This is a genomic window from Cytobacillus purgationiresistens (assembly GCF_030813235.1).
GTDB lineage: Bacteria > Bacillota > Bacilli > Bacillales > Cytobacillaceae > Cytobacillus > Cytobacillus purgationiresistens.
This window is the reverse complement of sequence record NZ_JAUSUB010000014.1, coordinates 52,181-78,763: the sequence shown is the minus strand read 5'-3', so window position 1 is coordinate 78,763 and position 26,583 is coordinate 52,181. Positions and strand designations below refer to the sequence as shown.

Annotated in this window: 24 protein-coding genes and 1 pseudogene; 22 read left to right on the top strand and 3 right to left on the bottom strand. The window is 39.5% G+C overall.

The window, feature by feature from the left end; genetic code table 11:
- The first annotated feature begins 30 nt into the window (after nucleotides 1-30).
- The gene (locus J2S17_RS15875; protein ID WP_307476473.1) at nucleotides 31-423 is read left to right on the top strand and encodes a thiol-disulfide oxidoreductase DCC family protein; all 393 of its coding nucleotides are present in this window, start codon (nucleotides 31-33) and stop codon (nucleotides 421-423) included.
- Here J2S17_RS15875 and J2S17_RS15870 read toward each other — a convergent pair.
- Nucleotides 420-893, bottom strand: a complete 474-nt coding sequence (locus J2S17_RS15870) for a hypothetical protein (RefSeq protein WP_307476471.1) — start codon at nucleotides 891-893, stop codon at nucleotides 420-422. The two genes, J2S17_RS15875 and J2S17_RS15870, sit on opposite strands and share 4 nt — an antisense overlap.
- Nucleotides 894-1,027: 134 nt before the next feature.
- Here J2S17_RS15870 and J2S17_RS15865 point away from each other — a divergent pair, with 134 nt between their 5' ends.
- Nucleotides 1,028-1,447: a DUF1801 domain-containing protein gene (locus J2S17_RS15865; protein ID WP_307476469.1), complete on the top strand. Its 420-nt coding sequence runs from the start codon at nucleotides 1,028-1,030 to the stop codon at nucleotides 1,445-1,447.
- Nucleotides 1,448-1,528: 81 nt separating this feature from the next.
- Here J2S17_RS15865 and J2S17_RS15860 read toward each other — a convergent pair whose 3' ends face one another.
- Complete coding sequence (locus J2S17_RS15860) at nucleotides 1,529-2,068, bottom strand: hypothetical protein (protein ID WP_307476467.1); 540 nt, start codon at nucleotides 2,066-2,068, stop codon at nucleotides 1,529-1,531.
- A gap of 150 nt (nucleotides 2,069-2,218) precedes the next feature.
- On the bottom strand, nucleotides 2,219-2,845 hold the full coding sequence (locus J2S17_RS15855) for a metal-dependent hydrolase (protein WP_307476465.1): 627 nt from the start codon (nucleotides 2,843-2,845) through the stop codon (nucleotides 2,219-2,221).
- A 121-nt stretch (nucleotides 2,846-2,966) separates the two neighbouring features.
- Between J2S17_RS15855 and J2S17_RS15850 the strand changes: the two genes are divergently transcribed.
- The 20 genes and pseudogenes from J2S17_RS15850 to J2S17_RS15755 all read left to right on the top strand — a co-directional run bounded on the left by J2S17_RS15850 (nucleotide 2,967) and on the right by J2S17_RS15755 (nucleotide 26,583).
- A complete protein-coding gene (locus J2S17_RS15850; protein ID WP_307476463.1) occupies nucleotides 2,967-3,575 on the top strand; it encodes a transglutaminase-like domain-containing protein in 609 nt (202 codons plus the stop codon).
- 59 nt (nucleotides 3,576-3,634) lie between these two features.
- On the top strand, nucleotides 3,635-4,054 hold the full coding sequence (locus J2S17_RS15845) for a VOC family protein (protein ID WP_307476461.1): 420 nt from the start codon (nucleotides 3,635-3,637) through the stop codon (nucleotides 4,052-4,054).
- Nucleotides 4,055-4,148: 94 nt separating this feature from the next.
- Nucleotides 4,149-4,523 (top strand): nuclear transport factor 2 family protein, encoded by a 375-nt coding sequence (locus tag J2S17_RS15840; protein ID WP_307476459.1) that lies wholly within the window; start codon nucleotides 4,149-4,151, stop codon nucleotides 4,521-4,523.
- 340 nt (nucleotides 4,524-4,863) lie between these two features.
- Entirely contained in the window at nucleotides 4,864-5,634 is a 771-nt protein-coding gene (locus J2S17_RS15835) for a DeoR/GlpR family DNA-binding transcription regulator (protein WP_307476458.1), read from the top strand.
- Nucleotides 5,635-5,725: 91 nt separating this feature from the next.
- Nucleotides 5,726-7,084: pseudogene (gene pbfA / locus J2S17_RS15830) on the top strand ((R)-1-hydroxy-2-aminoethylphosphonate ammonia-lyase).
- A gap of 670 nt (nucleotides 7,085-7,754) precedes the next feature.
- Entirely contained in the window at nucleotides 7,755-8,465 is a 711-nt protein-coding gene (gene uppS / locus J2S17_RS15825; protein ID WP_307476455.1) for an undecaprenyl pyrophosphate synthase, read from the top strand.
- Nucleotides 8,466-8,543: 78 nt separating this feature from the next.
- Nucleotides 8,544-8,708 carry a hypothetical protein gene (locus J2S17_RS15820; RefSeq protein WP_307476453.1) on the top strand — a complete coding sequence of 55 codons (165 nt, stop codon included), beginning with the start codon at nucleotides 8,544-8,546 and terminating at the stop codon, nucleotides 8,706-8,708.
- Nucleotides 8,701-9,372: an O-methyltransferase gene (locus tag J2S17_RS15815; RefSeq protein WP_307476451.1), complete on the top strand. Its 672-nt coding sequence runs from the start codon at nucleotides 8,701-8,703 to the stop codon at nucleotides 9,370-9,372. The genes J2S17_RS15820 and J2S17_RS15815 overlap by 8 nt, the downstream gene beginning before the upstream one ends.
- A 312-nt stretch (nucleotides 9,373-9,684) precedes the next feature.
- Nucleotides 9,685-9,954, top strand: coding sequence for a dihydrofolate reductase family protein (locus J2S17_RS15810; RefSeq protein WP_307476450.1), 270 nt, complete (start codon nucleotides 9,685-9,687; stop codon nucleotides 9,952-9,954).
- Between the two features lie 32 nt (nucleotides 9,955-9,986).
- Nucleotides 9,987-10,655 carry an HAD family hydrolase gene (locus J2S17_RS15805; protein ID WP_307476448.1) on the top strand — a complete coding sequence of 223 codons (669 nt, stop codon included), beginning with the start codon at nucleotides 9,987-9,989 and terminating at the stop codon, nucleotides 10,653-10,655.
- Nucleotides 10,656-10,725: 70 nt separating this feature from the next.
- A complete protein-coding gene (locus J2S17_RS15800) occupies nucleotides 10,726-11,334 on the top strand; it encodes a histidine phosphatase family protein (protein ID WP_307476446.1) in 609 nt (202 codons plus the stop codon).
- Nucleotides 11,335-11,925 carry a histidine phosphatase family protein gene (locus J2S17_RS15795; protein ID WP_307476444.1) on the top strand — a complete coding sequence of 197 codons (591 nt, stop codon included), beginning with the start codon at nucleotides 11,335-11,337 and terminating at the stop codon, nucleotides 11,923-11,925.
- A gap of 18 nt (nucleotides 11,926-11,943) precedes the next feature.
- Nucleotides 11,944-12,465: a YfiT family bacillithiol transferase gene (locus tag J2S17_RS15790; RefSeq protein WP_307476442.1), complete on the top strand. Its 522-nt coding sequence runs from the start codon at nucleotides 11,944-11,946 to the stop codon at nucleotides 12,463-12,465.
- 194 nt (nucleotides 12,466-12,659) lie between these two features.
- A complete protein-coding gene (locus J2S17_RS15785; RefSeq protein WP_307476440.1) occupies nucleotides 12,660-13,583 on the top strand; it encodes an alpha/beta hydrolase in 924 nt (307 codons plus the stop codon).
- A gap of 85 nt (nucleotides 13,584-13,668) precedes the next feature.
- Nucleotides 13,669-14,118: a GNAT family N-acetyltransferase gene (locus tag J2S17_RS15780; RefSeq protein WP_307476438.1), complete on the top strand. Its 450-nt coding sequence runs from the start codon at nucleotides 13,669-13,671 to the stop codon at nucleotides 14,116-14,118.
- A gap of 15 nt (nucleotides 14,119-14,133) precedes the next feature.
- A complete protein-coding gene (locus J2S17_RS15775) occupies nucleotides 14,134-14,889 on the top strand; it encodes a class I SAM-dependent DNA methyltransferase (RefSeq protein WP_307476436.1) in 756 nt (251 codons plus the stop codon).
- A 194-nt stretch (nucleotides 14,890-15,083) separates the two neighbouring features.
- Nucleotides 15,084-15,275 carry a GNAT family N-acetyltransferase gene (locus J2S17_RS28900; protein ID WP_370875037.1) on the top strand — a complete coding sequence of 64 codons (192 nt, stop codon included), beginning with the start codon at nucleotides 15,084-15,086 and terminating at the stop codon, nucleotides 15,273-15,275.
- A 904-nt stretch (nucleotides 15,276-16,179) separates the two neighbouring features.
- Entirely contained in the window at nucleotides 16,180-17,223 is a 1,044-nt protein-coding gene (locus J2S17_RS15765; protein ID WP_307476432.1) for an ArsR/SmtB family transcription factor, read from the top strand.
- A 77-nt stretch (nucleotides 17,224-17,300) separates the two neighbouring features.
- Nucleotides 17,301-17,825, top strand: coding sequence for a signal peptidase I (gene lepB, locus J2S17_RS15760; protein WP_307476430.1), 525 nt, complete (start codon nucleotides 17,301-17,303; stop codon nucleotides 17,823-17,825).
- A gap of 367 nt (nucleotides 17,826-18,192) precedes the next feature.
- Nucleotides 18,193-26,583, top strand: a complete 8,391-nt coding sequence (locus J2S17_RS15755) for a DNRLRE domain-containing protein (RefSeq protein WP_307476429.1) — start codon at nucleotides 18,193-18,195, stop codon at nucleotides 26,581-26,583.

Sequence of the window (26,583 nt, the reverse complement as noted above, 5' to 3'; positions counted from 1 at the left end):
GTTACAATCATACAAAAGGGAGGGCTTTTAATGGAGAAAATTATTTTGTTTGATGGCGAATGTAATTTCTGTGATCGCAGTGTTCAGTTTATACTTAAACGAGATGATGAAGCCCTCTTTAGATTTGCTTCTTTACAAGGTGACGCAGGTCAAAAGCTATTGCAGCAGTACGATGTCCCAGCAGATACGGATAGTTTTATTTTTATCGATGGGAATCAATGCCACGATCGCTCCTCGGCAGCATTGAATGTTTTCCGTCATTTATCGGGAGGATGGAAGCTCCTATATGGACTAATCATCGTGCCCAAGCCCATCCGAGATGTTTTCTATAATATCCTTGCGAAAAATAGGTACAAATGGTTTGGGAAAAAGGAGAGCTGTACGCTCCCTTCACCAGATACTCGTAAGCGGTTTTTAGATTAGAATTTTTCTCCCCAAATTTCTGAAGTTCTGTTTTCCCAGTCTCTTGTTAATTTAAATTTATCCTCCGTAGATATTGTTAGTTCACCTTTCCGTTCGATGGTCTCTGTTTCTTCTCCGTTGTCAAAAAGTAATTCAAGCGTGTATTTATAGCTGGTCAAGTCGTCTTCGGTGTTAACTTCTTCAAGCTTTACGTCCTTCAGTTCAATTTTGAATCCTGTTCGCTCGGAGAATTTAGGAATGATATCATAAAAGCGGTTGATCATCATTTTTTCATACAGTTCATCTGATAAATAACCCTTGAACTCTTCGGTAAACTCTCGGCCATCGGGCGGGTGAGCAGGGTCTGTCACAGTATATTGCTTCGTCTTATACTCTTTTACAAAAGCTTTTATTTCTGCCTCATTATTTGAACAGCCTGCTAATCCAAAAAATAGTATGGAGATGAACATAAATGCTAACCATTTCTTCATTTGCGGTTCCCCCGTTTCTTATCTAATCATTCGAATTTGGAAGAAAAAGGTTTCGTTTGGTGATAAATAAAGAAGAGAAAACTGTGAAGGAAGAAGAATTCACACTATACTAAGCTACAAGGAGGTATTTTTATATGTCATATGAATTGAAAACGAAGGAAAATGATCGCAGTGTAATAGAATTTATAGAAGCTGTTGAAAGTCCAAAGAAACGAGAAGATGCCTATCGATTATTAGATTTATTTACTGAAACAACAGGCTATCAGGCGAAAATGTGGGGTCCAAGCATTATTGGCTTCGGCTCCTATCATTACAAGTACGATACGGGTCATGAAGGTGATGCTCCTTTTGTAGGGTTTTCGCCACGCAAAGCAAAAATTAGTCTTTATTTTGCTACAGGCGAGCCAGAAAGGGAGCACCTATTAGAGCATTTTGGCAAGCATACATCTGGAAAAGCATGTGTTTATATTAATAAAGTAGCAGATATTAATGTCGATGTTTTAATAGATTTAATTCTTCACTCGATGAAATTTTTACAAACGAAATATAATTGAGAGGGGCCCATATTTGGGTCCCTTTTGTTATCTACTCATACCCTCTATATGAAAAAATAAAGGAACCTTTGATTGGCTCTACTATTTTTTATTGATTATTTGGTTTGCGAGATCTATTGTTTCTTCTTGTCGTTGCTCTGGTGTGAGGTCTTCATTTAGATAGGTGATGCCATAGTTCACTTCAGCAACTAAAAATGAGATGGTATTTTCAGCATATGATCCGGTTAGGTTATTCGCAAGGGTTACTTCTTCGGAATTAGGAACCGAATACTCAGTAACAGGATAATCAGCTTCAATAATCAATATATTTTCTTCATTATTTTGATCATGTGTCATGAAGTGGAGCATTATCGTTCTTCCATCATGATTCACGTCCATAATGGTTGGCAGATTGAATGGGGCTGAATCAAAGGGAAGCTCTTCAGGCAAATGTACGTCAAATGGTAAGGCCTCCAATGCAATCTCCATAGAAGGAGCTTCATAGGTAATCGGAATATTCTTGGCTTGTTCTTCTGATATCTCATTTTCCGGTTTACTCACTTTAAGTTCCGAGGTATCCAGCTTGCTGCAGCCAGAGATGATCATAAGGATAAATGCTGTAAAAATAAGTTTTCTCTTCATAAAAATTCCTCCAATAAAAAATATACGAATGGATAATGGAAAAAGTTTCAGTTGAGAGATTAAGATGAAATCTCTCATAAAAATGTAAACTGCCCATGCATTCTTGCCGATGGAAGAATAGAAAAAGAGAGTCCAACAATCGGGACTCTCTTAAACTTCTTTCGATGAGACTGGTAAAAATAATTTTATTCCGCGTTTATTAATCGGAAAGATTTTCATATCTGCTGCTAAATGACTAATATACCCAGTTAAGCAGGCTAAATAGGCTCCATCGATTTGAACAGAAGCTTCAAATCCATATGCAATCATGCCGTAAAAGATTATCCCAGCAATTGAATGTGTGTAACCTCGATGGGAGACAAACGATGCGACGAAAATATAAATTCCTAGCATAATCAGCCAAGGTTCCTGTAAGGAAACTCCACAGGCGATCACGCCTACTCCGGTCACTGTTAACATATGCCTCTGCTTGATAAGTGAGGATATAGTGATCATGGCCACTCCTATACCAATGCCAATCCATGTATCTGCGGCTTCTCCTTCATAAAGGCTATAGAAAATCATGAGCATTCCGATGATCTGTGCCGCTGCTTGGATGACTTTGTGGGATAGCGTAATTCTTCCCCTCAGCTTTCCATCGATATCGAGATCGGGGACGAGTGCAGATACAGTACCCAGCCCAATTAAAATGGCCGTCTCAGTTGGAGTGGACTGAAAAGTGTTCGCTGTAATAAAGCCTGCGGCAGCTCCAATAGCCGCGTGTGCTGTTCCATTCACTTTGCATTCCACCTTTAAAAAAATATAACCATCTATCATTCTACAACAAAACACTTGTTCTGTTTAGAGGAAAATAGATATAATAGAAAAATAGTTCGAAATGTAAAGAGGAGATCTAAAAATGAAGCTAAAACTTGAGACTTATCATCTGGGAGATTATCTTCAGGAGCTTGAAACGGTTGATTTCACCCACCCGATTATACAGGCACTGAGAGAGGAAATATTTCACGATGCTCAGTCCGACATCGAGAAAGTGAAAGTAGCTTATGAATACGTCCGGGATCATGTGAATCATTCTTGGGATATCCAAAGTGACAGAATAATATGCAAGGCTTCTGAAGTGCTGGAGTATAAGGAGGGCATTTGTTATGGAAAATCGCATTTGCTTGCTGCTCTATTGCGGAGTGAAGAGATTCCGACAGGCTTTTGTTATCAAAGGCTCATGTTATTTGATTCTCCAGAAGGGGGTTACTGTATACATGCTTTAAATGCAATTTTTCTTCATTCCATAAAAAAATGGATTCGATTGGATGCACGCGGAAATAAACCAGGCGTTCAGGCAGAATTTTCGATCGAAGAAGAGAAGCTTGCTTTTTCTGTCAATCCTGACTTAGATGAGATTGATTACCCGATGGTATTTACAAAACCGTATGGCTCCACCCTTAATACGTTAACTAGTCATAACATTGCACTAGAGATGTATCAATTTGGCTTACCTGAAATTTTATAAACAAAAGGACTTTATTTCTATGATAGCGAAATTTATAAATAGTACGAGGAGGGATAACAATGACAGGGAAATTAATGCGAGTAGGCACTACATATCTCCCGGTTCAGCACATCGATCAAGCGACGGCATGGTATGTTCATAAACTAGGGGCAGTTCTTAACTATAAAGATAAGGAAAAGGCGATAATTAATCTAGCAAACCAAAGCTTCTTTCTAGTCAAAGCAGCAAGCGAAGAGACGGCCAACTTTATTGCATACAACGGAGATGAACGATTTACGATGACATTTGAAGTAGACGGTCTAGATGCACTTGAAAATCTGCATAGCGAGTTGGCTGCTCAAGATGTATTAACGGGAGACATTGAAAACAGAGGTCATGCAGGCAGAAACTTTATTTTTCAAGATCTAGATGGAAATCTATTTGATGTCTGGAGTGAAATCAGCCCAGACTTTAAAAAACGATACGGTAGGGAAGACTGATTGTTTAGGGTGAAACCAGTTGCAATAAGGGCAATCATTCTTACTCAATAATCAATCATCAGATACTTTTGTCTATTCTTTAGGAGGAAACCATTTGGATATTCAAGCTGCATTAGATCGGTATTTTCAAGCATGGAATGAAGCATTCACAACGAAGGATGGCGAGAAGATTAGAGGTCTCATGTCCGAAGACTTTAAAGGATACTGGGCACATTCCGGTATGAAGGAACCAGATGTTTACGACTACTACTATGATTTGAATAGCGTGCTTAAACAATATAAGCAAGCGGAAAAAAGCTTTGAAGTGCTATCTTATTCCGAAAGAAGAGGCAGCGAGGATTACGTTGTACTAGGTACGGAAACCAACTTGGTTGATGGCGAACCCTTTCCGGCAAAATGCATGTTTATCTTCACTAAAGAAGATAATGATTGGAAGCTATTTAGAGAGTATATTGAATTAGAGCGATAATAACGTCCTTTGGTTGTGAACCCTCACAGCCTTTTTTTTTGCATTAATATGCGTTATTATCACCTTTTTTGATTTTTTTTGTTGATAAATCTTGCAACTTTCAAGATTTATCACAAATCTCTACCAGTAAAAATCAATGTAAACTTTCTTAACCTATTATTAAAATTTTTAAAATAATGTAAAAGCTTTGTAAGGTTATCTCACATGATGATATACATATGTTATTGTTGTCTATATACTAAGAAACAACAAAATAACACGAGAAACCACATAAAGCAAAATAAAAAACATGAATATGTAATTTAATTCCACTAGAAACAAAGATTAAGGAGATTGATACATGTCAGTATTAGCAGAAGAAAGAAAAAAGAGAATCGTTGAGCTTGTTGATCATCAAGGGCAGGTGAAGGTCAATGAGCTTGCAAAGGATTTTAATGTATCTACTGAAACAATCCGGCGTCATTTGGAAGAGTTGGAAGGCGAGAAGAAAATTAAAAAGGTATATGGCGGTGCGGTGAGGATTGATACGATGCCTAATGAATTATCAATGTTTGAGCGGGAAATTTTAAATATCGATAAGAAGAGAATCATTGGAAAGAAGGCGGCATTGATCATAGAAAAGGGAGATGTCATTTTTATAGATGAGGGGAGCACGACACTTCAAATGGCTTCTTCTCTCAAAAATATTGAAGGTTTGACGGTGATAACTAACTCTTTTCCACTTGTAGTGAAGCTGATGGGATATGAGGAACAGAAAGGCTTTATGGGGGAGATTATCTTCTTGGGAGGCAATGTCAGAAGTAATCATTTTCGTACATCCGGCTCGTTAGCGGAGAGGATGGCAAAGGAGTTTTTCGTTGATAAGGCTTTTGTTGCAATTGACGGGATCGATCCAGATGCGGGTATTACTAGTTATGACTTAGATAAATGCATGCTTTCAAAAATATTTATTTCCAATTCGAAGCAATCCTATATTTTGAGTGATTCAACAAAAATTGGGGTGAGAGCGAACTATAAGATTGAAACCTTGAGTGAAATTGATTTTATTATCTCAGATGTTAGAAAGCCTGAGGTAATGCCAATCGCCGATTACAAATGGATTCAAGGCTAACAGCACTTATCAACGATTGAAACGATGGGAGAGCTGCCAGGTTTAATTGAAGAAATTAATCGCTTACTAGCGGAAGAACAGCTGATTTCGCATGGGAAGTAATCTCAATTTGCAGCGAGAAGGCGATGTGAATACAAGCAATGGGCGAGAAGAGTGGATGAAACGACTAAGTGAAGTGAGCTTAGAGAGAATCGGGGCCGATGAACAGGTTTTCATGAAGCAATCGATGTCCACTCCATGCTTAAATGGAATTGTGGATGCGGACGGGTGTAATATTACGGATTTAAACGGTAAGAAGTATCTCGATTTCCACGGGAATAGCGTCCATCAAGTGGGGTATAAAAACCCTTATGTGGTGGAAGCGATTAAGAAACAGATGGATCATCTTCCGTTTATTCCTAGACGATATACAGCAGATATTACCATTCAGGCGGCTGAAGCTTTAATAAATAAAACGACATCAAAGGGTTATAAAGTTCTATTTACTCCATCTGGCAGTGCAGCAGTGGGACTGGCCATGAAAATCGCCCGTAAAGTTACCGGGCGTCATAAAGTCATCTCGATGTGGGAATCGTTTCATGGAGCAGGGCTGGATACGATTTCTGCTGGTGGAGAATTTGTTTTTTAAAAGGATATCGGTCCGCTTTTACCCGGGATGATTAAGGTGATGCCCTATAATGGTTATCGCAATCTATTCCGCTGTGAGTCTCCTGAGGAAGCAGCGGGGATATGTTTGGATTATTTAGAGTATACAATACGGCATGAAGGTGAAATCGGAGCCATCCTGCTTGAGCCGATAAGAGCAACGGATACGCATATCCCGCCGTTATCCTATTTTGCAAGATTGCGAGAAATCTGTGATGCGCATGGCATTCTACTTATTTTTGACGAGATACCTACAGCGCTGATGAGAAGCGGTACATTCTATGTTCATCAAAGATACGGAATAGAGCCTGATTTGTTGGTGCTAGGAAAAGGGCTTGGAGGGGGCGTGCTTCCACAAGCCGCTGTACTGGTGAAAACAAAGTATGACATTGCCGGCGATATTTCTTTAGGACATTACACACATGAAAAACCAGCGTTAGGCAGCGCGGCAATTTGTGCGACCATCAATTATATTGACAATTATAAATTAGAGGCAAACTGCCATTCTCAATCTCTTTATGCAGAGGCTCTGCTTCAAAGGCTTTATGAAAAATATGATTGTATTGGCGATATTCGCATTGCTGGATTATTAATCACTCTAGAGCTAGTTATCGATCGAAAAACGAAAGAAAAGCATGACAATCTAGCAGAAAAACTGCTTTATTATTGTCTGGAAAATGGACTTTCATTTAAAGTTTCAGGAGGCAACTGCATTACCTGGCATCCTCCGCTGATAGTTAGTAAAAGCCAGCTGGAATTTGCAGTGGATTTGCTAGAGGATGGCCTTAAGAAGTTTTATTGTTAAGTAAAATATAAGTTGATCTGTTGTCGAAAGGTCTTGGTATTTACTGCCCTATCTACCACAGAATCATAAATAGATAGGGCAGTATAATTCTTTTACACCTAGTCTTTATTAGAAAGTATTCTTAAATTTTGCCACACTCTGGACAGACTCTCATAGATGAGTCTGTTTTTTTTTTACGTCGTCCAAAAAGAATATAAGTTACTTGGAATGTAAGACAAAAGCCTAAATCCACATTTAAATTATAAGAATAATAAAGATCTCCATTAGAAACTTTTTTCGATTCTATTCGTCATTAAGTGTAAGAATGAGTTGATTTCATTCTATGAAAAATGAAGAAATTCTAAATTAAGTCATCTCTATCAAATGTTTGGAAAACAAAAAGATCCATTAATGAGAGTGAGATGACATTCATAATAATAGGTTCTAATTAGTCATTTCGATCAACAACTAATTGCCTCTGTCTCTGGGGATTAATCGGAAAACCCTATTCACAGGCAGTGAGAGCTAATTTATCTTGTAAACAATGGAACTATGATTCTGACTACTCAAATGGATTTAAAGCTCCGAACCTATTGGATTTGAATAGCAAAGCAGTGAAAGAGCCGACTTATCCAGCTGTGGCAGAATCCAATGTATGAAAATATATTTAAAATGATGGAGTGAATAATATATGAAAACAGGGTTGCATATCGCCATCGTCATGGATGGAAACGGAAGATGGGGGAAACAACGTGGTTTATCTCGAAGCGAAGGTCATTATGCGGGTTCAAAGGCAATGGAGGAGCTCATTTATTCTTCAGTTGAAATCGGTATAAAAGTATTAACCTTATATGCCTTCTCTACTGAAAATTGGAAAAGACCCAAGGATGAAGTCAATTATTTAATGGATCTGCCTGCAATCTTTTTAAAAGAAAAACTCCCAACTTTTATGGAGAAGAATATTAAGGTATGTGTTTCAGGAGATATAAATGGATTGCCTGTTCATACAAGAGAAGCCGTTGCAAGCGCGATTAGTACGACAAAAAACAATGATGGACTTATTGTTAATTTTGCAATGAATTATGGAGGAAGGGCTGAAATTTTATCGGCAGTGAAGTCATTAATGAAAGAAATCCATTCCCAGAACGTACAAATTGAACAAATTAATGATGAGATGATAGAGAACTATTTATATACCCATGGGCTGCCTGACCCTGACATTATCATACGCACCGGTGGAGAGAAGCGGCTGAGTAATTTCCTTGTATGGCAGTCCGCAAAGGCAGAGCTATGGTTTACGGAGCGATACTTCCCTGACTTTGATAAAAAAATGCTTCAACAGGCGATTGTTGATGTAAAAGAAAGAAAATATCGTTTTTTGCAGGAAAATGTAGGTCTTTAAGCGTAATGTATCATTTTGGAGTTTTGATTGTACTGTGAAGGGATAAAGGTGAATATAGAGTGAAAGGAGAAGGTAGCTATGAATTGGATTCTTCCTTTTGGTTTAACTATATGCGCCTTTTGGATTCTTTATTTTTCTACTCAGTCTCTTCCAGTTTGTTTGCTTGGCGGGGTTGTAGCGTTTACAGCAGGAGTGATTGGATCAGCTTTTATATTGAAGAAAAGGAGAGAAAACCATGAGTGACTCCCAGGTGTGGAAAGCAGTTGATCATTATTTAAGTGATACACTTCAAGAAGATGATGCAGTATTATCGGCTGTTCTTAAAGCCAATCGTGAGGCGGGTCTGCCTGCGATTGATGTTTCTCCCAACCAAGGGAAGCTCTTGTACTTACTTGCCAAGCTAAAAGGGGCAAAGAATATTCTAGAAATCGGCACCCTAGGGGGCTATAGCAGCATATGGATGGGGCGGGCTTTACCGGAGAAAGGGAGACTAGTAACACTTGAGCATCATCCTGCCCATGCGAAGATTGCCAATGAAAATATTAAAATCGCAGGGCTAGAAAGTAAAGTCGAAGTGATTGAAGGCTTAGCCATTGAATCATTATCGGTGCTTCAGCAGACAAACGATGCAGGATTTGATTTGATCTTTATCGATGCGGACAAGCCCAATAATCCGCATTACTTAAGAATGGCACTAGAGCTGGCAAACCCTGGAGCTCTTATTATCGGGGATAATATTGTTCGTGAAGGAAAGGTAATTGAGGAGAATTCAGAAGATCCTAATATTCAAGGAGTCCGTGGATTTTTAGAGCTATTGGCAGAAGACTCTCGCATTGAATCCACCGCTATTCAAACAGTTGGTGAAAAAGGCTACGATGGCTTTGTTCTGGGAGTGGTGAAGGCATAATGGATCGGCATAGAAAAGTTATTTATTCGATGATGGTGTCACTGGATGGATTCATTGAATCAAAGGACGGAAATATTAATTGGTCTTTACCAGATGAGGAGCTCTCTTTAGCATTTTAATGAGCTGGAACAGGAAATTGATACTCATCTGTATGGACGAAGATTATATGAAAATATGGCCAGCTATTGACCTGAAGCTGAGCAAAACCCGAGTGCAACAGCAGAGGAAGTGAGATACTCTCAGAAATGGAAGAGTGTCAAAAAAGTAGTGTTTTCAAAAACACTGACCCATGTAGAATAGAATGCACGTTTAGTGAATGATGATCTCAAAGCTGAGATATCAAGGCTGAAAGAACAGGCTGGCAAGGATATGGACCTTGGTGGCTCTGAAATTGCATCAGCTTTTATAGAGCTTGATTTAATTAATGAATATCGGCTATACATTCATCCAATCCTTTTGGGTGAGGGAAAGCAGATGTTTCAAGCAAATAAATTAATGAATATGGAGCATATTGAATCACGCCGTTTCAGTTCGGGTGTTGTATTATTAAGATATGGCAGAAAAAAATCTAAAGAAAACTAAATATTTTAATAATTTTATACTATAATAATAAGATGGAGGTGATCGATATTCGAGCCGTACTCTTTGATTTTGACGGAACATTAGCGAATACTTTGCCGCTATGTATCCACGCCTTTCAAGTCGTTTTTAATACTTTCGATAAATGCGATCTTTCTGCGGAAAAAGTGAAAGCAATGTTTGGCCCCTCAGAAACAGGAATCATAAGAAAAAACCTTAAGCATGAAGAAAAAGAACAGGCGATTGAACTGTATTACACCATATATGAAAACAAACACCATCAATTCGTGCATGTCAATCATGAGATTGATGGTTTAATTTCGTTTTTAAAAGAACATGGCGTTAAGCTGGGAATCGTAACTGGGAAAGCGCGGAGAAGCTTGGACATTTCATTAAAGGTATTGGGAATGGAAGGGAAATTTGATGTCATTATAACAGGAGATGATGTCATAAAGCCAAAACCCGACCCAGAAGGGATATTCACTGCTCTCCAACGCTTAGGTGAGGAACCAGAAGATTCGATCTTTCTAGGGGATAGTGATGCGGATATTATGGCAGGATTAAAAGCAAATATTTATACTGCAGGTGTTCATTGGCTTCCCGATGGTCAGACCAAAGAATTCTCTATCATTCCTGATTCTGCTTTTCTTACAGTAGATGAATTTTGGGATTTTCTTAAACTGGGTGTTTTGAATGAAAGATAGATAGATACATATATATAGTTAGATAAGGGAATAGCATCCCTCCCTGATTATAGATAAAAGGGAGGCTTCTATGACGACGGTAGGTTTAGTAAGGCATGGTGTTACTGAGTGGAATAAATTAATGAAAGCACAAGGGTTATCTGATATTCCATTAGATGAGACGGGTAAAGACCAGGTTCATGCATTAGGCAGAAGATTAGCAGCTGAAGAGGAATGGGATATCATTGTTTCCAGTGATTTGAAGAGAGCTGCAGAGACAGCCCAAATCATTGCAGAGGCGACAGGGCATCCAAATGTTATCTGTGACGAAAGAATTCGAGAAATTGATTGTGGGATGATTGAAGGAACAACAGAGGATGACCGGCAAGGAAAATGGGGAGCAGACTGGCGTTCCTTGGACCTTGGCATGGAAAAAAGAGAGGCAGTTGCAAAGAGAGGCATCACCTTTCTCAATGAAATCATCGAAAAATATGAAGGCAAAAGAGTTCTTGTTGTGAGTCATGGTGCTTTCATTGGCATCACATTGCAGTATTTATTGCCAGAACGATTTCAGCGTACACTGATAGAGAATACGGCAATTACGATATTGAAGCACATAGACAATGTGTGGGACTGCACACTCTATAACTGCATAAAGCATATAGCTGCAGATAAATTATCGGTTAAGGAGTTGAATTAATTGCCAACCATTGGATTTGTCAGACACGGAATTACTGAATGGAATGTGTTGAGAAAAGCGCAAGGTCTGTCAGATATTCCCCTTAATGAAACAGGCATTCAGCAAGCAAGGGCAATTGCACGTCGATTAGCTGCCGAAGAGAATTGGGATATCATCATTTCAAGCGACCTCCAGCGAGCTGCTAAAACAGCTGAAATGATCGCTGCTCAATTGGGCTTAGAGGACGTAATAAAAGATGAACGCCTTCGAGAGTTATCAGGTGGCGAGATCGAGGGGACCACTGAGGAAGACAGGCAGGCAAGATGGGGAGAAAAATGGTTCGACCTTGCTCTGGGAATGGAGACAGGTGAAGCAGGAGCGCAGCGGACAATCGCACTAATGGAAGAAATAGTTGAACGCTATCATGGAAAAAAAGTGTTGCTCGTCACTCATGGCGGGATTATTGGAAATACATTTAAACAGCTTTTTCCCGAGAGAGTTAAAACAACTTTTATCGATAACACATCTATATCCATTATTGAAAAGGTGGAAAAAGGGTGGTCCTGTTTGCTATATAATTGTTCAAAGCATTTACAGGAAGAAAAAACTTGAGAAGAAGGAAGTGATCTTATGATAGACGTGAGATATCCAATCGGTAAATTTGATTTTGAAGGTAAACTAACAACCGGTGTCATTCAGGATTGGATCATGGAAATTGCTAACTTGCCGCAAATGCTGAGAAAAGCTGTGGAGGGATTAAGTAATGAACAGCTGGATACACCATATAGGGAAGAAGGCTGGACCCTTCGGCAGGTCGTCCATCATATTGCCGATAGTCACATGAATGCATACATACGATGTAAACTTGCCCTCACGGAGGATCAACCTGCAATTAAGGGGTATGAGGAGGGTGAGTGGGCAAAGCTGCCTGATTATCAATTGCCAGTCGAGGTTTCGCTTTCCTTAATTGAAACGCTCCATCTGCGGTGGATAGTCGTACTGAAAAACCTGATGACTGAAGAGCTGGATAAAACATTCTATCATCCTGATTCAGGAATCATTTCAGTAGGGGAAAATATCGGCCGATACGCATGGCATGGCTGTCACCATTTGGCGCATATTACGACATTGAAGGGTCAAAAGAAGTGGTGATTTTATGCTTACCTAAGTGGGGAAATTAGGTATATTATACTAATAAGAGATTTTAACATTGAATGAAAGGAGTGATGTTTTATGGCAATGAAAAAAATGACACGAAAACATAATCACAAAAAATACTTCAGGGAGAATGGCTATCAATAACAAACATTTCCCCTGGCACACTTTAAAATAGGGGAGTAATAATTATGCCAACATTAACTTATACTAGTTTATTAGAAAGAACTTTAGAAATAAATGCTAAGGACGGAAGTTTATCAGCCTATCAATATATTACTGAATATGCTGATAAGGTTGGAGGGAATAGAGCACAAATCTATAATTTTCAATATTCATTGGCGGCTGCTGCCGGTTTAGAAAATGAAGCTTTATCACTGCTGGAGGAAGCAGTTAACGAATGCGGCTATTGGTATGGATATGATTATTTAAATAGTGATGAGGACCTTGATTCATTAAGAGGATATCAATCGTTTCAGCATATCGTTGAACTATGCAAGCAGAGGGAAGAGGAAGCGAAGAACTCGGAAAAGCCATTTGTAAAAAGGATACAGCGCAGTGGCAAGGAGCTGCTTGTTGCCCTGCATGGTGATCAGGAGAATATAACGATTTCGGAAAGGTATTGGTCTGCTGTCGATCATGCTGATTTAGCTTTCATCCAATCTTCTCAAATTGAGTTTTCCGATGGCTATGTTTGGGATGATTTACAGCGAGGCAAAGGCGAGCTTACAGCTTTTTATGAAGAGTTGGCTCAATCCTTCACCCCAGAGACCATTGTACTCGGTGGATTTTCTGCTGGAGCAAGAATTGCTTTTCAGTCAGTAGTCGATGAAGAAGTTAAAGTAAAAGGAATGATTCTTGTTGCACCGTGGCTGCCAGATTTAGATGAATATGCACCCAAGTTAGCACACTTAAAGGCTAATGGGACTAAGGTGTATGTCATTTGTGGAGATAAAGATGATGATTGCTATGAGTGCAGTCTGCAGCTGATTTCATTGCTAAAAGAAAACGAAGTTGAATGCCAAAGCAGTATCATTACCGGTTTATTACATGACTTTCCAGTAGATTATAAAGAAAAACTAAACGAAGCTGTCGCGTTTGTTTATACAGATTGATAGAAGGAACCTGCTACGGCAGGTTTTTTTCAGCTGTGATAGATAAACCTGCGAGGTAAATAGGATGCTAAGGGGGATAAAGTGGATGGAATGGAAACATAGGGAATATACCATTTCTACAAATAAACAATATTTAGATCGCGAAGTCATTTATGAATTTTTACATGGTCAGGCCTATTGGTCTAACAATATTCCAAAGGATATTGTGATGAAATCTATTGAAAATACCGACCTTGTTTTTGGCGTATATCAAGGCGATTTGCCTGGATCTCATGAACAAATAGGCTTCGCAAGAGTAATCACAGATTCAGCGACCTTTGCTTATCTTTGTGATGTATTTATTCTTCCGGCATATCGGGGCTTAGGGTTATCAAAATGGCTTGTGGAAACGATCGTTTGGCATCCGGATTTACATGGTATTCGTAAATTCATGCTTGCGACTAAGGATGCCCACACTTTATATGAAAGATATGGCTTTGAGGCAGTCGATAATCCAGAATTAATTTTACAGAAAGTCAGAAAAATACCTTACTAAAATAGGAGCGGTATATTGAATAATATTCTTTTTACAAACAATATGGAAAAGTACGCGAAACCTGAGGCATACGATCAAACGTATAATCACTTTCAGAATGACCTTCCCCTGTTACTTGAATGGGCTGTTAAAAAAGGCGGAACAGCGATTGACCTTGCTTGCGGTACGGGAAGAATCACAATTCCGATTGCAGAGAACGGTTTGGACATTATCGGCATTGATTTAAATGAAGGAATGTTAGAAAGGGCAAAGAAAAAGTCAGCTGAAAAGAACTTATCTTTGAAGTGGTTTTTACAAGATTGCTCTAGCTTCATGGTAAATGTGGAAAGCCCATTTATCTTTATGACCGGCAATTCTTTTCAGCATTTCTTAACCAATGAATCGCAAAACGCTTTGCTGCAATCTGTTTATCATCACTTACAGGAAGACGGCATTTTTATTTTTGGAACGAGATTTCCTAAGTTTACAGACCTAGTGACTGAAAGTACAGTGGAACAAACGGATCATTCTATCGAGTACTTTGAAGAAGAATATAATCCAATTACACAGATTCTCTACTCAACTTCCATTAGAAAAATAAGTACAGAGGATGGGATAATCGAAGAGAAGGACAGCATTTCACTTCGCTATGTATTCCCTCAAGAGATGGATCGACTATTGGAACAGAATGGTTTAACCGTACGCCATCGTTACGGTACTTGGGATAAGAAGCCACTGGATGGCACTAGTGCAGAAATGATTTACATATGTCAAAAAATAGTAGAGGAGTAGCCGCTTGATCAAACCGATTGCTAATTTAGTGGAAGTGGGGTCAAATGAACTTTTAGTAGAAAGCAAAGAGGATGGCTTTCGTTTTCTAGATCGCATGGTTTGGTAAAAGTATATGAAAGCGGTGAAAATCACTTTGATTCCATTAGGCGAGTTCCTATATGGCGTGTATGCTCGAAACAAACTTGTCGCAATAGGTGGTCTTTAATCAGGACCCCTATTGCACACAGCCACGAATAAGGAGATTCTACGTTTCAAAGCAATTAAGAAGAACAGGAATTGGAAGTTATTTGCTAAATGAAAGGATTGCAGCTGCCAAGAAAACGTTTCAGATACTGGTTCTTCATACAGATACAAGTGAAAGTGATCCTCGCTTGGCTTTTCTCTAATGCGCATCGCATGATCTTGTACTGAAAAATAAAAAGATCAATAAAAATTTCCAACAGGACACTTAACGAAGAAAAAAATGCAATAATAATCCCAAACTCAAGGCAAAACAGAGTGAGAAGGTAAGAAAACCGCAATAATAATCCCAAACTCAAGGCCAAACAGAGTGATAAGGTAAGAAAACCGCAATAATAATCCCAAACTCAAGACCAAGCAGAGTGAGAAGGTAAGAAAACCGCAATAATAATCCCAAACTCAAGGCCAAACAGAGTGAGAAGGTAAGAAAACCGCAATAATAATCCCAAACTCAAGGTCAAACAAAGTAGGAAGGTAAGAAAACCGCAATAATAATCCCAAACTCAAGGCCAAACAAAGTGAGAAGGTAAGAAAACCGCAATAATAATCCCAAACTCAAGGTCAAACAGAGTGAGAAGGTAAGAAAACCGCAATAATAATCCCAAACTCAAGGCCAAACGGATTGAGAAGGTAAGAAAACCGCAATAATAATCCCAAACTCAAGGCCAAACAGAGTGAGAAGGTAAGAAAACCGCAATAATAATCCCAAACTCAAGGCCAAACAGAGTGAGAAGGTAAGAAAACCGCAATAATAACCCCAAACTCAAGGTCAAACAGAGTAGGAAAAAAGATCACAAGAGAATCGAAAATAGCAAAAAAAAGTTAAAAACTTATAAGAAAAATGCTGAATTTAATAAGAAAGAATCATATTAATATAGACTTCTATAAAAAAATAAGGATAAACTCTCCATAAATCCCCGTAAACCTTCTTGCCGGTAGGATTAACCTCATGGTAAGAGATGCCCTAAATAATTTTAATATTCCAAATTGATTGAATTAATATTTTTAAATATATAGAATATGAGTATGCAGAAAAAAGAGGTGACAGAAATGGAATTAATTAGGCACACCAGTCGAAACCGGGAGACATACCAAATCAAGATGGAATCTTCTTTATTATGGGAGTGTGCGCTCGGAATTGCGGCCATTACTAATACATCATTACATCATACATTGGAAAAACCGATGGAGGATTGGGAGGAGATAAAGGATTCACTTCCGCAGGCACTTTTAGAAGAGCTCGAATTTGTTCAAGAAAATAATACTTGGAAGGCGTTGCTTCAGCTCCTCCATCAAAAAAGCTTTTCTGATTTAACCATGTTTACTACATATATCAATCATCTTTCCGCACAAACACTCAAATTTATTTGCTTACCTTTCTTAGGCAGCGATTTTCAGCAAATAAGATGTGATGCTTCGAGTATGGAGCGTGAAGCAATCTATGAAATGCAGGAATTGACAAAGGATAATCCATTTTTTCCACAGTATATTGAATTTATTAGTTTAGGAGATGCTAGTATTCTAAAGTCGCATCTGATTGCTGTGATGACTGGATGGTATGAGGCAGTCATTCAAGCACAAGAGGAAGATGTGGAAAGGATACTGCAATTGGATCTCAAAGATAAACAGCGGATGCAGGAAAAAATGACTGCCGAGGAATTGGTAGAGTGGGCAACAGGGGGAGTCAGCTACCAGCCCGAGCCTCGTGTAAACTCGGTCCTTCTTATTCCGCAATACACCTATCGCCCATGGAATATTGAAGCAGATATCGAAGAAACAAAAGTATTTTATTATCCAATTGCCAATGAAAGCATCAATCCTTCTGATCAATACATGCCCAATTATTCCTTGCTGCTCCGATACAAGGCACTCGGGGATGAAACGCGAATGAGGATGATCAAGCTATTGAACGAGAAAGACTGCAGCCTCCAAGAAATTACTAATCATTTAAATATGGGGAAAACGACCGCTCATCATCACTTAAAAATCCTGCGGTCAGCCAAGTTAGTGGAAACGAAAGCAGCTCAATATTCCTTGAAAAGACAGGCTTTGAAATGGCTTAATGATGAAATGAGCAGCTATTTAAGTAGATAATCCTGAATAAAGAGGAAATATAAACCATAATGCCGAATTCTTCTATTATGATTACTTGATTGAATGGAGGAAAGTTTATGGATAGCGCCATAAAAGAAGAAATCATCTCATGGATAAAAACCATTTTATTTGCCCTACTCATTGCATTCATTTGCAGGCAATTTATTTTTTCCCCTGTAACAGTAAAGGGTGAATCAATGTCTCCTACCTTTGAGGAGAATAATTGGTTGTTCGTAAGTAAAACAAGCACGATTGATCGGTTTGATAGGGTCGTCTTTGATGCACCGGACAAAGATGAAAGATATGTAAAAAGAATCATCGGTATTCCAGGTGATGAAATAGAAATGAAAGATGATAAGCTCTATGTAAACGGTGAAGTCTATGAAGAGCCTTATGTCAAAAAGGAATATCGTTTATTGGATAATAAAACAACAGCGGATTTTACTCTAGACGAATTAACTGGAAAAAAAACCGTCCCTGAAGGCTATTATTTTGTGTTGGGGGACAACCGTAAAAAGAGCCATGATAGCAGACGATTCGGTTTCATCACTGAGGAATCGCTTATCGGAGAAGTGAAGTTTCGTATATATCCGTTTAATTAAGATGTAGACTTCCCACTTTAATCAGTGGGGAGTCTTTTTATATTTAAAGAACGAAATGCCTCTGAAATATTATTCAATTCTAATATTCCATTACCTCTATTACACAGTGAGCATGTATGATATCAACTCTTTTAAACAAAATCCTTTTTTTTACATTTTGCTAGTATATTTTCCTTATTGAAACATGAGAAATTTGTCGGAATTTGTCTGTTGAAATATGTAGCCTTTAGCAAATCATGGATATAGAATCAGTTTGTTGACTTATTTATTAATTGTTGGCAATTTACCTGTTTTTTGTATGTGGGGGTGTCGAGGTCGATTTATCGTTTGAGCTAGGCAAGATATTATTGTGAAGGATGGATGGATTTTGTGGAAGAAATTATTTAATAGTTTATTAGTATTTATGTTGTTATTCAGTACGGTTGACCTTCAAGCATTTGCAGAGGAGAACAACAGTGAAGCTGAAACAGCGGACAAGGTGGCAAATGTTCCAGATGAGGCTGAAAAGGTTAGAGAGCTGGAAGAATTACGCGAACCAAACACGAAGACCTTTGTGAATTCGGATGGAACATATACAACAGAGATTTATACTGAAGATATCCATTATGAAAAAGACGGTGAACTTACGACCATCTCGAATACTCCGCAGGTAAACAAGGAAGCCGATAAAAATGAATTTAAGTTTGTTAACAAGGATAATCGCTTTAAAGTAAAGTTTGCGGCAAATACAAACAAAAAGAACTTATTAACTCTTAAGCTAGGGAAAGATAAGATTAGCTATAAGCTTCTTGGTACGGAGAATGTTAAGGCTAAAAAGGAAGAAGGCTTGATCATCTATGAAGATATCTTCAAACATGTAGATTTTGAGTATAGTCTTGGAAGCTCCAGTGTAAAAGAAGATATATTTCTTAAAGACAAAAGCGCCGAACGGGAGTTTAAATTTCTCATCACAGGTGATCTTACACCGAAAAAAGAAGATCGAGATATTAATTTTTATAATCAACAAGGTGAACTCGTTTGGATGATGCCTCATCCTTTTATGGAAGATAAAGACGGTAAATACTCAGAAGAAATCAAATTTTCTGTTGAAGAAGCTGAAGATGGACATATCTTAACCTTAAAGCCGGATGATTCTTTTCTTGATGCCGAAGATACAGTGTATCCTGTAAGAATTGACCCGACTGTTAATATCGGTGGTGCGGCATCCAAGACGCTTGATACTTATGTCATGAAAAGTTATCCGAACAATAACTATCATACAACTCCGGAGCTGAGATCAGGCTATACTCCTTCAACCGGTACAACGAGATCCTATCTCGATTTCTCGCAATCACTGCCAAATCTTTCAGGGAAAATACTCGTTAAAGCAGAGCTGAATTTATATAAGTGGAACGATATTGGCTCGCCTATAGCTACAAAGGTATACGCCAATAGAATTACAAAGGCCTGGGACAGTACAAAGATCAGGTATAATGATCAGCCCAGTTTTAATACAGATACAAGTTATGGATCAATAGCCAATACTGGCAATGCCAAATGGCTGAAAATGAACCTGACGGATCTTGTGCATGGCTGGATGAAGGGAACCTATGCCAATCATGGCGTAGTCCTGAGAAGCACGTCCGAGGGCACAGCAGGCTCCTATCAAAAGTACAGCGCTTCTGAAACAGCGAGCAATAAGCCCTACTTGGCGGTAACCTATTCTGAAGCGCCAGCAGCGCCTACTGCAACAACGTTCTCGAACAGTAACAGCACGGGCTATGTTGATTTGGCCTGGAACAAGGTAGATGGCGCAACCGGGTATAAGGTGCTCATCTATAACGGCAAGGCATATGAAGAGTTTGATGTTGGCAATGTGACAAAGTGGAGTACAAAGGGCAAGAAGCTTTGGCCAACAAGAACGCAAATAGACAATAAGCAATATGGATTAAGGAAAAATGGAGACGGAAGAGAACTGCCGGAAAACCCTAATGATCTATACAAGCGGGGCGGAGGAGATAAACCAACAAGTACAAACTACTGGTTTAGGGTTTCAGCTTACAATAAATACGGGACAACCTCTCAGTCAGGTGCCACTACTCCAAGCATCCCGGATAAAACAAAGCCGACTGTACCGGGAGGAGTTCAAGTAACAAATGATCGGGTGGAGAATTTTACAATCGGCTGGCAGCCATCCAGCGATTTGGACGGCTCAGGTGTAGCAAAATATAAAGTGTACATTGGAGATAATCCAAATACGGCGAACATTGTCAACGGAGCGGAAACAACAAAAGAATTTTACACGGTTGGCAACAATCTCGTGCCGCGGAAGAAATATTATGCCTGGGTGCAAGCGATAGATAAAAGCGGAAATATCAGCAATAATTCTACAGCAGCATCTAAAGAGGCAAGAAAAGAATATGATGCGCAGATTGAAAGCTATTATATTCCAACTGAAAGCGATATAGATAAAGAAGCAGGAGAAAAGTTATGGTTTGAAGTAAGAAATACTGGTACAGCTACATGGAAAAACAGCGATAATATCAGTCTGTCTATCACAAGCAGCAGCCCAGATAAGACAGCGCCTACTGGTTTTGTTGGCTATTTAAAAACAGGCGAGGAAATCAAGCCAAATGGAACGAAAAGATTTGAGATTGATTGGAAGCCTAAGAAAGGCGTCATCGGATCATATGGAATAAAAGCCGTTGTAGGAAAGGGCGCTGATCCGGTCTATATCAATCCGCCGGAAAACATAGTAGACAAGAAGATTCTAGTTAAGGACACGCAACCGCCTACTGGAAAGGTTGTCATTAATGACGATTCTAAATATACGACAAATCTTGACGTAACCTTAAAGGTAACTGATGTATTTGATAACGCAAATGGAGAGAAGTTTGCACAATTTGCAAATGGACAGAAGGACGCAACAGCTGATTCCTTAAAGTTTTCTGAATCAAAAAAGGTAGCGCAGTCAAGCGAATCATTTGGGTGGAAGCTGGATAATCGTGAAGGCACACATTATGTTTATGCGCGTTTTCTAGATAGCAGCGGAAATATATCGAAGCTCTACCACGATACGATCATTTATGATCAGACGATACCAAGCATCAGCATTAAAAATGTAGCAAACGGTGATTTCTTCTCCGGCAAGCGAAAGATAGAGGGTTCGATTACTGATAATCAAGGAAGCCTAACCTATCAAATTGATTACAGTTTAAAAAATGATGAATCCCCTAACTGGAAGCTAGTTAAAAAGGGGACGGCGGCTGTCACGGAAGGCGTTCTAGCCGAATGGGATGTTTCTGCCCTGCCGAGAGGCGAATACAACCTCCGAATTTCAGCAACAGATGAAGCCGGACAGACCAATTTGGAGTATCGCACCATTTGGGTAGATACACTTGATAAGGATTGGTATGGCATCGAAGGCTATTTCCCGACTTATTCTGTTCCGCTGTTGACGGGAAGCGGATTTGTCAATTTATATAACGGAAGCCTAAATATCCAGGACATTGATTTTTCATTGACATCCGGCGGCTTTACCCTTAGCGCTGGCCGTTCATATGCCTCAAATAGAAGTGCGAAAGGGCTGCTAGGATCAGGCTGGATGACTGCTCTTGAAGAAAAATTGGACATTCAAAACAGTCAAGTCCAGTATACAGATGGGGATGGAACAATCCATGTGTTTGAAAAGGAAGCAAATAATCAATATCGCTCTCCTGCTGGAACAAGCTATAGCTTAACAGCTGTTGGCAGCGGATTTGAGCTGGATTATAAGGATGGAAGCTTAACTAAAAAAGTATTTGATGCGGCAGGTAAAATCACTAAGGTTACAGAACCGAACGGCAATGCCATTTTATACGAATATGACCAATCGGCTTTGAAAAAGGTTGCCTCTGGCAAGAAATCATTCACGATTCAGTATGGTGCAGATAACCTAATTTCGACGATTACTTACAGTCCCGGAGATAAGATCGGCTTTACTTATCAAAACGGCTATTTAACTGATGTGAAGCTTACCACCAAAAGCGGCAAAGCAAATGGCCATGTGAAATACGAATATAAAGACGGAAAAATGTCGGCTGTTGTATGGGAAAATGGCCTGCGTACAGAATTCACCTTTAATGGAAATCGGGTAGCAAATGTTAAAAGTGCTCAGTCAACTAGAGTCATTGATAAAGATTATCCGATAAAGAAATATGACTCCATTATTGATACATTGAATTACAATTTAAATCAGCGAAAAGTATATACATCCATTCATTCCATTCAGCCTGATAAAACGAGCAAAAATCTTTCCAATGTGGAATATGAGCTGAATGAACATGGCAATATGGCCAAGCAAACACTTATACGCACCTATCTGGAAAATGAAGATCCAGACGCGGCCAACAAGGACAGCAATAATATTACAGTAGCAACAGAATACGGAAACAATCTTGTTAAATCTAGTACCGATGGCTTAGGCAATAAAACAGAATACAAATATGACAGCTACGGCAATATCACTGAACAGATTTTGCCATCTGTTACAGTCAACGGAAAGTCTTCTGTTCATTCGGTGAAAAGTCAATATAACGATAAAGGGCAAGTCACGCAGACGACTGATACACAAGGAAAAATAAAACAATGGAAATATGACAGCAAAGGGAATACGACAGAAAGCGTCGATGAAGAAGGCAATAAGCAGACATTTCAATACGATGGCTTTGGGAATGTAACAAAAACAACAGGTGAACGAGGACCGTTGTATGGCTACATTTCTGATTACAGCATGGAAGGCAAGGACCTAGCTCATTGGACTGTGACCGGAACAGTAAAGAAGAGCACAGCCCAGGCTAAATCAGGCAAACAAAGCTTAGAGTTAAGTGCAAATGCAGCAGCACATACAGAAAAGGTTGCTATTAAAAAGGGGAGACTCCCGGTACTTGCATTAATTGAAGGCATAGCACCTGCTGGAAATTCAACTGCAGAGGTCAAATTGCAATATTTAAAGAATGATAGTGTCGTCAAAGAATATACAAATTCTCAGGCGCTTGATGCAAAATGGAAGAAAGTGAAGGTCAGCGGAGCAGTTCCAGCTGATGCCACACATGTCAGAGTGCAGGTAATCAATAAAGGCGGCGGCACAATCTTTATTGATGATCTTGTGATGGAAGAGAGCAATATTGTTACGCAATATGTTTATGATGCGGATGGCGAGAATGTTGTTGAAATGGTTGACCCCTACGGCAGCAAGACAACCTATACGTATAATGAATATGGTCAGCCGCAAACAGAAACAAATGCGCTGAATCAAGCAAAGACGGTCACTTATGACGATAAGCTCCAAGTGCAAAAAGTGGTAGATCGCGCTGGACGCGAAGAAAGCTTTGAATACGACTTAATGGGCAATCTCGTGAAGGAAAAGAATAGCTTAGGCCAGCAAACAACCTATGAATATAACGAATGGGGACAACGAGTATATACGAAACTGCCAGCAGTAACAATAACTCATTACAAAAACGAGTCGGTTGACAAGGTAGAAGATAAGCAAACACAGCTATATACAGAATATGATGAGCTTGGCAGGGTCATAAAAGAAACAGATGAAAATGGAAATGTGCTCGCACAAGAGTATGACGGCTACGGCAGAGTGGCCAGAGTCATCGATCCGATGCAAAATCAAAAATATTTTGCCTATGACAAAAATGACAATGTACTGCACACCATCGATTATGCGGCAAAGGGAATTGAAAACACTTCCAACAAAGTCCTGATTGCTAAGGGCGAAATGTACGCGACCTATGATGAATGGAACAGACAGCTGACAGAAACGGATAACACTGGTAACCGCAATGTTCTAACGATGACGAATACCTATGACTCTGAAAGCAGACTGGTTCATACAAAGGATGCAGAAGGCACGGAATTCGAATATAAGTATAATGATCTAGGTGAAAATACGTATACGAAGGACAACTCTAGCCCAGTCGTTGAAACTTGGTCATATTATGACGGCCTGGGGACGCCGGCCATTACGATAAGCGGATCAACAATCGAATACTCCGTCACCGATGCCAATGGAGAAGTAATTGAAAGCATTGATCATAAAGGCACCAAAACCGTATTCGAATTTAATGAAGCGGGCGATAAGGTTAAACAAATCAACCCTGATGGAAATACAACAGAATGGACGTACAACAAAGAGGGCCAGATTTTAACAGAGATAGAGAAGGCAGAAGACACTGCTGAATCGACCACCCACCTTGTGACAACCTATGAATATAATGGGGCCGGAGAGGTTGTAAAACAAAAGCTGGATGGCAAAGTGTACGATAAGGCATCAAAGAAAACAACCACTCATCTATTAAAGGAATCGGACCTTACCTATGATGAACTGGGCAGACTGATCAGAGAACAGTCTAAATTCTATGAAGGCGATGGAACAACTGTAAAGAAATCAGATGTCCGCTTCCTCTATGACTTAAACGGCAACTTGATTAAGAAGTGGATATATGACGAATCATCTCATACAATCAATCAATCCGGAGATGTAACACTGCCATTCGTCCGTTCGGAAAGCAAGTTTGAATATGATGCAAATAACCGATTTACGCTGGAAGAAAAAATTGAAAATAAAATCATTACGAAGAAAAGCTATAAGGATGATGAAAACGCAGAAACCATCTCTTCGGCTTTAGGAGCATCTGTCGTTTATTATAACGAAAACGATTTGGAAGAAAAAATCGTTACGCCTAGAAATGAACAATATCTTGTAACCTATACGGCCTCTGAAATGAAGGATATGATTAAAGGGCCTCGTCTCACTGTGGACATGGACTATGGTACGAATGAAAAAATGACAAGAATCCAAACAAAAAAGAAAGACAGCTCAAATGTCATTTTCTCTGAAAACTATACCTACAATGGAGAAGAGCAAATCACATCTGCCAAAAACTCCTTCGGCGGTGATAAATCATACACCTATACGAAGGAAGGCTTCCTGCAAACAGTCAAACAGGGGAATGATACGCTCACTTATTCCTACGATGTGAACGGGAACCTATTGAAAGCCGTCGACCAGACAGGCAAGGTCAAAGTGGAAAATGAATATAGCGCAGGCAATCGCATCAGTACATCCGTTCAATATGATGTCGAATCCCAAAAGTACCAAAAGGTAGCCTATAAATTCCGTACAGATGGTTCCCTGGAAGAAGAAACCTATCATCAGAAAGCAGCGACCGCAGCGGACGCAAAAAAAGCGGCCGTTGATACGAAGAAAACTTATGAATATGCTTCCATTAACCTGCTGCGCAGCATCACAACGAAAAAAGGCAGCGAAACAATAGAAAAAATTGAGTATACTTATGATAGTGAAGACAACCGAACATCCAAAAAAGTTACTAATGCAGACGGTGATAGAACCGAGCTTTACTATTATGATGGCAACGGCGATCTCGTCAGCATCTCGGAAAAATCCGGCATCGATCCGGTACAAAACTTAATTAATATTTACCGAGATTCAAGCGGCCAGCTCCTAAGCTTTGAATATAAACAGAAAAGCTATGACTATGTTTATAATCAACGCGGAGATATTGTCGCCATCACGGACGAGCATCAGAACGTCATTGCCAAATACACCTACGATGAGTGGGGGAATATCCTCAAGGCAGAAGGGTTAACAGACATCGGTGAAGAAGTGGTCAAAGCCAACCCTTTCCGCTACGTAGGAAAATTCGGCGTCCAATATGATGAAGACACCAAGCTCTACTTCATGGGCTGGCGCGAATACGATGCGAAAATCGGCCGTTTCCTAGTCGCAGATGAATACGAAGGGGAAGACGACAACCCAATCTCATTCAACCGCTATCTGTATGCCGAATCGGACCCAGTCAACAACATCGACCCGGACGGCTACGCACCAAAATGGCTGAAAAAGCTCGGTAAAGGCGTCAAAAAAGCCGCCAAGGCAACCTACAACTTTGCCGTAGGTGACGACATCCGCACCTTAAAAAGCAAAAAAACAAAATGGTACCAAAAAGCAGGCGCCGCCATCAGCATCGCTTCCAACTTCATTCCAGGCGGAGGCATTGCATCCAAAGCGATTAAAGCGGCAGTCAAAGGAACATCCAAAGCCTTTAAAGCAAGTAAGGCAGTTAAGAAAACAACCAAAGTAGTCAAAGCACCAGCAAAAAAAGTAGTCGCCAAAATCAACAAAAAACCAAAAACCGTCGCAGCCAAACCGATTCGAACGTCACCTAAGGTGGAGAGTAAGGCTAAGGTGAAAGTGGCGGCATCGGTGAAGTCCGCACCAAAGGCGAAAACAAAGGTGGCACCGAAGCCGAGTAGGGGTGTTACTTGGACTCGGGTAGAGAAGAGCGATGTTACTAAGGATAAAAAGATTGTATCAAGTGGTTCTGTGGATAGTTCTAATATTGAACCTAAACCCAAACTTTTAATGAAATTGGATCTTCAGTTGTTTGCGGGTAAGGGTAAGGGTAAAGTTGATGATTTTGCTAAGGAACCATTCTTACCAGATGAAGCATATGGAAAAAATCTTCCTAAGTTTGTTGAACCAGGAACTAAGAGTCTCAACAAGTATGATGAATTTGGTAACCTTAAACAAACTAAGTATTATGATGATTATGGTAGAGAAAAAGGTTGGGTTGACTTTACAAACCATGGGTATCCTTCAAACCATAGTGTTCCACATTGGCATGAAGTTCAATGGAATGAAAGATATCCAATAGGTGGATACAAGATTGACCACCGCATGGACCCTAACATACCGTTTAAGTAA

Excerpts from the sequence above, each read along its gene's own strand:
- J2S17_RS15765 (WP_307476432.1), top strand. The coding sequence starts at position 16,180 with ATGGAATTAATTAGGCACACCAGTCGAAACCGGGAGACATACCAAATC.
- J2S17_RS15820 (WP_307476453.1), top strand. The coding sequence starts at position 8,544 with ATGAATTGGATTCTTCCTTTTGGTTTAACTATATGCGCCTTTTGGATT.
- J2S17_RS15790 (WP_307476442.1), top strand. The coding sequence starts at position 11,944 with ATGATAGACGTGAGATATCCAATCGGTAAATTTGATTTTGAAGGTAAA.
- J2S17_RS15785 (WP_307476440.1), top strand. The coding sequence starts at position 12,660 with ATGCCAACATTAACTTATACTAGTTTATTAGAAAGAACTTTAGAAATA.
- J2S17_RS15815 (WP_307476451.1), top strand. The coding sequence starts at position 8,701 with ATGAGTGACTCCCAGGTGTGGAAAGCAGTTGATCATTATTTAAGTGAT.
- J2S17_RS15845 (WP_307476461.1), top strand. The coding sequence starts at position 3,635 with ATGACAGGGAAATTAATGCGAGTAGGCACTACATATCTCCCGGTTCAG.
- J2S17_RS15800 (WP_307476446.1), top strand. The coding sequence starts at position 10,726 with ATGACGACGGTAGGTTTAGTAAGGCATGGTGTTACTGAGTGGAATAAA.
- uppS (WP_307476455.1), top strand. The coding sequence starts at position 7,755 with ATGAAAACAGGGTTGCATATCGCCATCGTCATGGATGGAAACGGAAGA.
- J2S17_RS15780 (WP_307476438.1), top strand. The coding sequence starts at position 13,669 with ATGGAATGGAAACATAGGGAATATACCATTTCTACAAATAAACAATAT.
- J2S17_RS15860 (WP_307476467.1), bottom strand. The coding sequence starts at position 2,068 with ATGAAGAGAAAACTTATTTTTACAGCATTTATCCTTATGATCATCTCT.
- lepB (WP_307476430.1), top strand. The coding sequence starts at position 17,301 with ATGGATAGCGCCATAAAAGAAGAAATCATCTCATGGATAAAAACCATT.
- J2S17_RS15835 (WP_307476458.1), top strand. The coding sequence starts at position 4,864 with ATGTCAGTATTAGCAGAAGAAAGAAAAAAGAGAATCGTTGAGCTTGTT.
- J2S17_RS15870 (WP_307476471.1), bottom strand. The coding sequence starts at position 893 with ATGAAGAAATGGTTAGCATTTATGTTCATCTCCATACTATTTTTTGGA.
- J2S17_RS15875 (WP_307476473.1), top strand. The coding sequence starts at position 31 with ATGGAGAAAATTATTTTGTTTGATGGCGAATGTAATTTCTGTGATCGC.
- J2S17_RS15865 (WP_307476469.1), top strand. The coding sequence starts at position 1,028 with ATGTCATATGAATTGAAAACGAAGGAAAATGATCGCAGTGTAATAGAA.
- J2S17_RS15805 (WP_307476448.1), top strand. The coding sequence starts at position 9,987 with ATGGAGGTGATCGATATTCGAGCCGTACTCTTTGATTTTGACGGAACA.
- J2S17_RS15850 (WP_307476463.1), top strand. The coding sequence starts at position 2,967 with ATGAAGCTAAAACTTGAGACTTATCATCTGGGAGATTATCTTCAGGAG.